Source organism: Candidatus Dependentiae bacterium, assembly GCA_013821315.1.
Lineage (GTDB): Bacteria > Babelota > Babeliae > Babelales > Babelaceae > JACDHA01.
Genome location: JACDHA010000016.1, coordinates 22,634 through 31,948, shown reverse-complemented (window position 1 = coordinate 31,948; position 9,315 = coordinate 22,634). Strand labels below are relative to the sequence as shown.

The 9,315-nt window shown below is 37.1% G+C and carries 15 protein-coding genes; all 15 read right to left on the bottom strand.

Going from position 1 to position 9,315, the window contains the following annotated elements; translation table 11 throughout:
• Positions 1-596: hypothetical protein (locus tag H0X48_04615; protein MBA3954572.1), on the bottom strand; the 596-nt coding region annotated here is incomplete at its 3' end.
• Between the two features lie 66 nt (positions 597-662).
• On the bottom strand, positions 663-923 hold the full coding sequence (locus H0X48_04610) for a hypothetical protein (GenBank protein ID MBA3954571.1): 261 nt from the start codon (positions 921-923) through the stop codon (positions 663-665).
• An 88-nt stretch (positions 924-1,011) separates the two neighbouring features.
• Positions 1,012-1,314, bottom strand: a complete 303-nt coding sequence (locus H0X48_04605) for a hypothetical protein (GenBank protein MBA3954570.1) — start codon at positions 1,312-1,314, stop codon at positions 1,012-1,014.
• Between the two features lie 34 nt (positions 1,315-1,348).
• Entirely contained in the window at positions 1,349-2,815 is a 1,467-nt protein-coding gene (locus H0X48_04600; protein ID MBA3954569.1) for a hypothetical protein, read from the bottom strand.
• Positions 2,816-2,980: 165 nt separating this feature from the next.
• Complete coding sequence (locus H0X48_04595; GenBank protein ID MBA3954568.1) at positions 2,981-3,241, bottom strand: NifU family protein; 261 nt, start codon at positions 3,239-3,241, stop codon at positions 2,981-2,983.
• Positions 3,229-3,588: a 50S ribosomal protein L17 gene (gene rplQ / locus H0X48_04590; protein ID MBA3954567.1), complete on the bottom strand. Its 360-nt coding sequence runs from the start codon at positions 3,586-3,588 to the stop codon at positions 3,229-3,231. Before rplQ ends, H0X48_04595 begins: the two co-directional genes overlap by 13 nt.
• The gene (locus H0X48_04585) at positions 3,569-4,642 is read right to left on the bottom strand and encodes a DNA-directed RNA polymerase subunit alpha (protein ID MBA3954566.1); all 1,074 of its coding nucleotides are present in this window, start codon (positions 4,640-4,642) and stop codon (positions 3,569-3,571) included. Before H0X48_04585 ends, rplQ begins: the two co-directional genes overlap by 20 nt.
• An 83-nt stretch (positions 4,643-4,725) precedes the next feature.
• Complete coding sequence (rpsD, locus tag H0X48_04580; protein ID MBA3954565.1) at positions 4,726-5,292, bottom strand: 30S ribosomal protein S4; 567 nt, start codon at positions 5,290-5,292, stop codon at positions 4,726-4,728.
• Between the two features lie 36 nt (positions 5,293-5,328).
• Positions 5,329-5,712 (bottom strand): 30S ribosomal protein S11, encoded by a 384-nt coding sequence (gene rpsK / locus H0X48_04575; protein ID MBA3954564.1) that lies wholly within the window; start codon positions 5,710-5,712, stop codon positions 5,329-5,331.
• A 34-nt stretch (positions 5,713-5,746) separates the two neighbouring features.
• Complete coding sequence (rpsM, locus tag H0X48_04570) at positions 5,747-6,136, bottom strand: 30S ribosomal protein S13 (GenBank protein ID MBA3954563.1); 390 nt, start codon at positions 6,134-6,136, stop codon at positions 5,747-5,749.
• A gap of 13 nt (positions 6,137-6,149) precedes the next feature.
• Positions 6,150-6,266 (bottom strand): 50S ribosomal protein L36, encoded by a 117-nt coding sequence (gene rpmJ / locus H0X48_04565; GenBank protein MBA3954562.1) that lies wholly within the window; start codon positions 6,264-6,266, stop codon positions 6,150-6,152.
• 31 nt (positions 6,267-6,297) lie between these two features.
• Positions 6,298-6,528, bottom strand: coding sequence for a translation initiation factor IF-1 (gene infA, locus H0X48_04560; GenBank protein MBA3954561.1), 231 nt, complete (start codon positions 6,526-6,528; stop codon positions 6,298-6,300).
• Positions 6,529-6,548: 20 nt separating this feature from the next.
• Entirely contained in the window at positions 6,549-7,298 is a 750-nt protein-coding gene (gene map, locus H0X48_04555; GenBank protein MBA3954560.1) for a type I methionyl aminopeptidase, read from the bottom strand.
• Positions 7,295-7,993, bottom strand: a complete 699-nt coding sequence (locus tag H0X48_04550; protein MBA3954559.1) for a nucleoside monophosphate kinase — start codon at positions 7,991-7,993, stop codon at positions 7,295-7,297. The genes map and H0X48_04550 overlap by 4 nt, the downstream gene beginning before the upstream one ends.
• Positions 7,990-9,312 (bottom strand): preprotein translocase subunit SecY, encoded by a 1,323-nt coding sequence (secY, locus tag H0X48_04545; protein MBA3954558.1) that lies wholly within the window; start codon positions 9,310-9,312, stop codon positions 7,990-7,992. The genes H0X48_04550 and secY overlap by 4 nt, the downstream gene beginning before the upstream one ends.
• Positions 9,313-9,315: the final 3 nt, after the last annotated feature.

The following is a 9,315-nucleotide window of genomic DNA, read 5'->3' as shown; positions in this document are numbered from 1 at the left end:
GTTGTTAAATTCTGCTGTCTATCGGCATTAACACTTTTGCCAATTTGCCATAAGATATAGGCTGCCCCTAAACTACCAGTAATAACAGCCACTTGTGTTTTATGAGAATTTACATACGCCCAAGCTTCTGTGCTGTTACGATAAACTACTCCAGGTGTTGCTTTAGCTATAGTACCTATCAAGCCAGAAGTTACGCGAGCGGTAGCTTTAGTTGCATTAACTATTTTACGACCAACATTATAGGTATCATCAAGCTTTTTAAGACCGTATGCTGTACCGCAAAAAGCAGTAGCTGCTGTAATGTCAGCATAGTTTAATGGAGTTTTATCAAACTCTTGCCACCATTCTTGGCATTCCAAAACTTTAATTCCGGCAGCAAATACTGCTCTATCGTAAAGCTCAACTGTTTTTTCTTTAGTCGCTATTGCTGCATTTTTAAGAGCTTGCCGTTTTTTATAAGCAAGAGCGGCTAAAGCTACGCCTGCAGTAACACCTGTTGTAGCAACTACTTTTTTATTAAAAAAGTGGGCATTGATGCTAACAGGTATGCCAACAATGCTTAATGCTATAATTAATTTTTTATTGCTTTTATTCATACAACCCTTAAGTAATAACTAGTTACTAAAATAATAAACTTTTATAACAGAAAAAAGCTTTTTAAATTATTCGTTTTCTACAGCTAATTCTTGCTGCTCTTGAATTTCTTGTTCTTCAATTTCTTGTTCTTGAGTTGTTTGATAACGTTTATACAGCTTATAAGTTATATAGCTGCCTAGCATAATAAAAAAAACTGTACTAGAGCTAAGCTTAGAATTAAACTTAGAAGACAGAGCAGAAAAACCATGAGCACGCATGTTTATTGGCATGCTTAGAAGACCTACTACACTTAATGCTATAACTAATTTTTTATTGGTTTTATTCATACAATCCTTAAGTATTTGTCTAATTGTTAAGTATATAGAGTATCATAATCTTGAAAAGAGCGTAACTTATTACTAGTTATAGCTTATGCTATTTTCTAAGCTTTTGAAGACCTCGTGCTATACCATAGAGTGCACCAGCAGCTACCACGGTTTTAACAGCCATACCACGAGTAATTATGTAATCACCTGGTTGAGCAACTTTAGTTTTACCTCTATACAATAAAGCTTTTGTTTTACTTAAACCACTATACGTAGTTGCTTTAAGATTAGCACACATTTTCTTTACATAAAAAGCTGCTTTGCTCGTTGTAAGATCTGCTGCTTGAGCACAGTTATTACTAAGAAACGCTAAACTTAAAACAATACTAAAAAACATTTTCTTTTGAGTCATAGTAAAACTTTCATAGTTTTATATACAGGTATATTTAATTATTTAACTGATTAATTAAAGCTTTTTGATCTTCAGAAAGCGCACTCCACAAATCTGTGTTCGCTTTTAAAATTTCAGGAGTATAGTAAGCTCTTGTAATTACCTTATCTATGCCTGAGTATGCCCACTGAGGTAACGTTAAAGAATCGATAAATTTAGCCATGGTAGTTTGTATTAACTTATGCTTAGCACGCGTAGCATCTACTAGATCTTTTCTATAAAAAGCATACCTAAGTAAACCAGCTAGCGCTGCTCCAGTAGCTAACGTAGCTAAACTAGCTTTTTTATTATTCGTTACATAGTTATAAGCACTTGCTGTAGAAGTAGCTACTACATCGCGATGAGCATTTGTAAAAGCAATAATAGCTGCAAGGCTTAATAATCCAGCAGCACCTTTTGCTGTAACTTTAGTCTCTTGTAGCTCCTGCCAAGTAGCCTTTACTTTGTCTTTAGCTTGTCGTGCCGTTTTATTACATTTTTCTCGTACAGGCTTATTAAAGGCATATAAAGCTCCTGCACCTACACCTACTGCTACTCCTGCAGTTATATAGCGATGCTCATTAACAGTATCTTTTATATAATTTCCTAGATACTGAATTTTTTGAAGTGCTAATAGCCCGTTGTTATCTTCATCATCTGCTTCGTCAGCTAATAAGCGACCAGCTCTAACTAGAGGTAAATTCGGTTGAATTTCACTAGGAGCGGCTTGAAGTTGCTGTTGTGCTTCACTAAGCACGTTTCTTAATGGCTCAACAACATCAATAGAGTTAATCTGCGGAAGTGCTCGTTGTGCAGCTGCTTGAACATTCAGCACACTAGACTGAGGTTGTATACGTGCAGGTGTTGCAATAAGAGCGTGTAAGCTATCAAGATCCTGCCTAGACTGCTGCAAGAGCTCTTGCCTTCGCGTATTTGCTTGTTGCTGTTGCTCTATTACTTTACTTTGAATTGCTTTTAGATCATTACCAACCGCTCTTAAATCATGCCCTATTGTACTCACTGCAGCAGAATGTTGAGCATCGGAAGCTTTAAAAAGATCTTCAAAACTATCGCTCTGTAGGGGTTGCCTGGCAATCCATTGAGCTCTTCTTTCTTGCAGTTGATCATTTATTGTAACAGGTGTCTTTTTAAGGGTTTCGGCAGTATAATCTAAATTTTCTAAGATGCGCTTACCGGTACTCAGCTGTTGTGCTATTTCTTCATTAATCTTATTCAGTTTTTGATCAGTTGCACTTTTTGCACCTAAAGCTTGTGCTTGTTTAAGAGATTGTTTGGTCACTATTAGACTCATTACCTGATCAGAATTCTTTTGAGCTTCAGACTCTAAAAAGTCATATCTTTTCTTTAAAGCATTATGTGATACTGCGCTATTGGAATTAGATTGCATCCCACTAAGCTGAGCTTGCGGTAATGCTAAAGAAAATAAAGCTAGAGCAATATATGCTTTAGTTGATTTATACATGAAGTGTCCCCGTATATTTATTTAACTATAATAGTTGTAATTATAATAGCAAATGTACAGCATACACAGCCATTGTCAACCGGTTGAAAAATTATAATTTGAATTAATAGAAGAGAAGGCATAAAAAAACTCCCAACAGAAACAACTGATTGGGAGCTATTTTTACTAATCTACAGCAACGACTTCGCGTACTTCAGGAATAGATTCTTGAAGTTGCTGTTCTATGCCAAGCTTAAGCGTATAGAAAGAAAGAGGACAGCCGACGCAAGCGCCATGTAGTCGTAAGGAGACTACGCCGTCAATAAAAGAGACAAACTCTATATCACCCTCATGTAAGTTTACTAAAGGGCGTATAGTAGTTAGTTGCTCTTTGATACGTTCAACAAGTGCTTGATTTTGATCAAGTGGACTGCTTATAATACCCATTCAATTTTTGCTATAGTAGCTGTATCGCTTATACGTTTACCTAAAGGTATAATGCGTGTGTATCCACCTGGACGATGAATATAGCGAGGAGCGATATCAGTAAAAAGCTTAACAAGAGCTTCTTCTTTATAAGGCAATATAGCTTTAGCACGACGACGCGCATTAAAGTTGTTACCTTCACGCGCAAGTGTTACTAACTTTTCAGCAAAGCGACGTAATTCTTTAGCACGTGCTTTAGTTGTTACCACATGACCATGTTCAATAAGCATAATAGTTTGATTACGCAGCATGGCGATTCTATGCGCTGTAGGCAGATTTAGTTTTTTTCTACCATTTTGATGATTCATGATCTGCTTCCTTATCTTTATTTTCAAGTGCTTTTTTAACGTCAGATTCTTTTATGTTCATACCAAAAGATAAGCCATAAGGCTTTAAGCTTTCGCCTACTTCGTTAAAGGATTTACGTCCAAAGTTTTTAATTTTTAGAGCTTCATCTTCTGTAAGATTTACCAGATCAATCACTCTTTTAATACCCGCATTAACCAAACAATTATGGCCTCTTACAGAAAGCTCTAGTTCGTCTATTGGCTTTAATAGAAGATCGACTGGAATGCCTTTAAGCAGAGACTCTTCTACTTGTGGTTGTTGCTCACGCTTTTCTTCTTCAGGTACAGCAGAAATTTCATTGAAAGGAATTTCTACCGTTAACAAGAAATGCTCAAGCTGTGTACGTAGTAATGATACTGCATAATGCATTACATCAACCGGTGTTTCTGATCCATCAGTTTCAACAGCTATAGTAAGCTTATCATAATCGATATCACGACCAACACGAGTTTTTTCTACATCAAATGTTATATTTCTTATTGGTGAGAACATTGCATCTACATAGATAGTATTATCTTCTTGTAGTGCTTTGCCTACCGGCCACTGTGCCGCTTGATAGCCACGCCCTGATTCAACAGTAAATTCAAGAGTAAGCGTACCACCTTGAGCAACATGAGCTATAATATGATCTTTATTAACTATTTCTAGATGCTCATCAGTAACGATATCTGCTGCACTGGCAACAGCTTCTCCAGTAACGTTAAGTGTCATTTTACCAGGTTCACCCGTACTATTACGAACTACCAAACCTTTAATATTTAACACCACTTGCATAGTATCTTCAACAATACCTTCAAGTGCAGAAAATTCGTTATTAACATTTTGGATAATAACCGCTGTTACCGCAGAACCTTCTACGCCCCCTAATAATATACGCCTTAAAGCGTTCCCTAAAGTAATTCCAAATCCCGGCTCAAGCGGTTGGGCGACGAGTTCACCAAAAGTGTTACTCAACGTTTCTCTCTTCCAACTAAGCCGTGGAATTGTTAAGGGTTGATACTTCTTTTTAGACATTAAATCTCCTGAACCTTAACCATTAACACGTATCGCCATTTCCTTTATAACTAATTAAGTATAAGTAAAATGGCGCCATCAAATTACTTCGAATACAACTCTACGATCAAATGCTCTTCAATAGGAGTTTGAACGTCAGAGCGTACTGGTAAACGCAAAATACGACCTTTACGTCCTTTTTTATCAAGTTCCATCCAATCAGGAACTTTTACGTTAGAGCTTAAACGCTTATCAATAACTTGCTCAAGAAAACCCGCTTTTTCAGCTACGTTAGGAGCAAGTGATATTTCTTCGTTAACAACTACTAAATAAGACGGTGAATACACTTTTTTGCCTTGAACCAAAACATGGCCATGAACAATAATTTGGCGTGCTTGTGCACGCGTTGAAGCAAGCTTCATACGAAACACAACATTATCAAGACGACGCTCAAGCAAGCTTAAAAGGCTTTCACCAGTTGCAACTTGACTACGAGTAGCTATTGCAAAGAAACGTTTAAATTGGCTTTCACGCATGCCATACATTTCTTTTACTTTTTGTTTTTCTTCTAACTGACGTCCATACTCTGACGTTTTACGTGGACGTTTTGAGCTGCGTTGTTGCTGCTCCTGTTGAGAACGATCTGCATTTACGTTGGATCTTCTTTCCATGTGGCTCTATCTTTCTTAACTATACAAACTTACTAATTATACGCGACGCTTTTTAGGAGCTCGGCATCCATTGTGTGGTAACGGAGTTACGTCACGCAACACCGAAACATTGATTCCAGAAGACTGGAATGTGCGAACTATTGAATCGCGTCCAGCTCCTGGGCCCTGTAGGTTAACTTCTAAGGTTCTAATCCCTAGAGCTACCATATCTTTTGCTAATGTGGTAGCAATTTGAGCTGCAGCAAAAGGAGTGCCCTTACGAGCGCCCTTAAAGCCTAATCTGCCGGAGCTACCACGTAACAATACATCACCTTCAGGTGTTGTAATAGATACAAGCGTATTGTTAAACGTTGATTTAACATGAGCTACGGCTGAATCAACGTGTCTTTTTACTTTTTTAGTTTTTTTCTTGTAGGTCATTCTATCCTTCGCTACGTACTATAAAATTATACTATTATTTTTTAGTTACTTTACGTTTTAATGCTACCGCTGAACCTGCTTTACGTGGTCCCTTACGTGTACGAGCATTGGTTTTTGTTCTTTGACCACGTGTTGGTAATGACTTTTTATGTCGTGAACCACGATATGATCCAATGTCTTGAAGACGTTTAATGTTAAGTCTGATTTCTTTACGCAAGTCACCTTCAGTAACATATCCTGAAGAGATCTCTTTTTGTATTGAAGCTACTTCTTCATCAGAAAGACTTTTAACACGTGTATCAAGATTGATTTCTAATTTATTTAAAATGTCGCGTGCCGTTTTTAATCCAATACCAAAAACATACGGCAATGCATATTCAATGCGTTTTTCACGAGGAAGATTAACACCTTCTATTCTAGCCATAGCGCCCTCTTAATTAACCTTGACGTTGCTTGTGTCGAGGATTTTTTTTACAAATTACACGTACAATGCCTTCGCGATTAATCACACGGCAATCGCGGCATATTCTTTTTACTGATGTTCTTACTTTCATTGTGCTGTACCTTATGTGTTAGCTTTTCATGCTAGCTCTTATACCGTAATACAATACGGCCACGGGTTAAATCGTAAGGGGAAAGTTCAAGAGCGACTTTGTCTCCTGGTAAAATTCGAATGTAGTTCATGCGCATTTTACCTGAAACGTGTCCAAGAACAACGTGACCACCTTCAATTTCAACTCGAAACATAGCATTGGGTAGTGTTTCTTTAACAATACCATCAACTCTTATTACATCATCTTTTGGATTCGTACTCATACGATCTTTACCTTATAGCCTTATAATCTTGTTATGATTCTTGGACCCTGCTGAGTTATAATAACCGTATCTTCTACATGAGCAGCCAAGCTTTTATCGACAGTTTTAACCGTCCACCCGTCGCGCAATATATTAATACGGTGATTACCCATAGTAATCATAGGCTCAATAGCAAAAGCCATTCCTGCTTTAAGTACAGGTCCACACCCAGGTTTTCCATAATTTAATATTTCAGGATCCTCATGCATCTTTTTGCCAATACCATGACCAGCAAACTCTCTTACTATGCCATAATTATAGTACTCAACCTCTGCTTGGATAGCAGCTGATATATCAGTTAAGCGACCACCTACTACAGCTTTTTCAATGCCTTTATCAAGAGCACTATAAGCTGTAGCAACAAAGTTTTGTGCTTCAACAGATGCACTGCCTATAAAAAAGCAACGAGCCATATCTGCACAATAACCACTAAAAGCAGCGCATACATCAATTTTAACAAGGTCACCTTGCTTTAACTTCGTAGCTGCTTGAGGTACACCGTGTACTACTTCATCGTTTACTGATATACAACTAGAGTGTTTATACCCCATATATCCTTTAGTACTTGACACTAAATTATGTTGTTTTAAATAACTTGCTATCCAGGTATCAAGCTCAAGAGTAGATATATCAGGTACTAATAATTCTTTTATATTTTCAAGCATTTGGCCGAGCAGTCTACCTGCTGTAGCCATCTTTTCAATAGCTTGATTATCTTTAATAGTAATCATGAAAATTCAACACCTACACAATTAATAAGTTGAGCGTACACATCTTCAAGTGATCGCTCTACATTTAGTAACGTAATAGGTTGATCAACACTTGTATAAAAATTAATAAGATCCAACTCATGCTTATGATAAATAAGCAGACGTTCTTTTATAGCATTTTCTTCGTCATCTGGTCGACGTACTAAAATATCTTCGCATTCATTGCATACCATTTCTTGTCTGGGCTTTAAAGACGCTTCTGGATGCAATGAGTAAACCGCTTGGCATTTGTTGTTTCGACAAATTAACCGAGCTGATAAGCGCTTTATTATGCGCTCATCAGGAACACTCATTTTTACTACATGCAAATTTACATCTTTAAAGTCATCAGATTTCAAAAGCTTATGCAAAGCAGTAGCTTGAACTGTTGTACGTGGAAAACCATCAAGAATTATTGCTCGCGGTTGCATTAACTGCAACCGAAGCCATTCTTCTACCATTTCAATTATAAGGCTATCAGAAATAAGTTTACCACATTTTATAGCAAAATCTATTTGTTTTCCTATATCTGTTGCATTAGCAATGTGCTCTCTGCAGAGATTACCTGTAGAAAACTGCATCCATCCTAGTCGCCTAACACATAATTGTGACAATGAACCTTTACCAGAACCAGGTGGACCAAGAAAAATTACTATATCTTTATGTAATTGGCTCAACGTGCAACCTTACTTTTCATTCTGCCTGATGTCAAGAAACCTTCATAACGGTGTTCAATAAGATAAGACTCTATCTGAGCTGACGTTTCTAATGCTACGCCGACCATAATTAATAGAGAAGTACCACCAATCACCACACCGATATCACGTAATCCTAACCAATATTCTATACCGTTAGGAGCAATAGCTAGCACGCCTAAATAAACAGCGCCAACTAAGCCTATACGAGTTAATATAAAGTCAAAGAAATCTGCGGTTTGTTTGCCCGGTCTAATTCCAGGAATAAAACCACCACTTTTTTTGATATTATCAGCTAATTCAGTTGGATTAAAGGCGATTGCTGTATAGAAAAAAGTAAAAAATATGATCAAAGCAAATTCAAGTGCATTATATAATAATCCACTATTTAATGCATTTGATACAACTTTAAGCCAGGTAAAGCGCTCTACTAAAACACCTACTAAAAAAAGCGGAATATTTAAAAGTGATGATGCAAAAATTACAGGCATCACTCCAGCTGTATTGATCTTAAACGGTATATAAGTGCTTTGACCACCATAGACACGTTGACCAATAATACGTCGAGCATATTGAACAGGAATCTTACGTTCACCCTTTTCTAAAAATACAATGCTTGCTGCTATAACTAAAAATAAGAGCAACACTAAAAGACTTTTATACGTAGGTAACTGGGTAAGTATCTTTATAAAATATCCAGGAAAACGAGCAACAATACCTGCAAAAATTATCATTGAGCTACCGTTACCAATGCCAAACAGAGAAATCTGTTCACTAAGCCACATAGTAAACATTGAGCCTACAGTAAGTGACAAAGTAAAAAGCAAAGTAAACCCTAGTCCTGGAGATACTAATAGCCCCGGAGTAGTGGTAGCATTAACGTTATTTAAATACAAGGCATAAGCCACACCATAACCAATACTTAACAGTAAGGCTAAATATCGCGTGTATTGATTTATAACTTTGCGCCCATAATCTCCTTCTTTCATGAGAAGCTCAAGAGACGGAACCGTCATACTAAGCATTTGCATCATGATAGAAGCAGTAATATAGGGGCTAATACCAAGAGCAAAAATAGTACATTGCTGTAATGCACCACCAGAGAAGGTATCAAAATAACTCAATAATCCGCTAAATATTTTAGCACTTTTCATATGCTCGGCTAAAAGTGGAACGTTGATACCGATCGCCGGTATAAACGTCCCAATTCTGGATACTACTAAGACACCGAGAGAGAACAACAGCTTACGAGTGAGCTCCGGAATTTTAAATATATTTCCGAAATTTTTGAGCAAAACCACAAC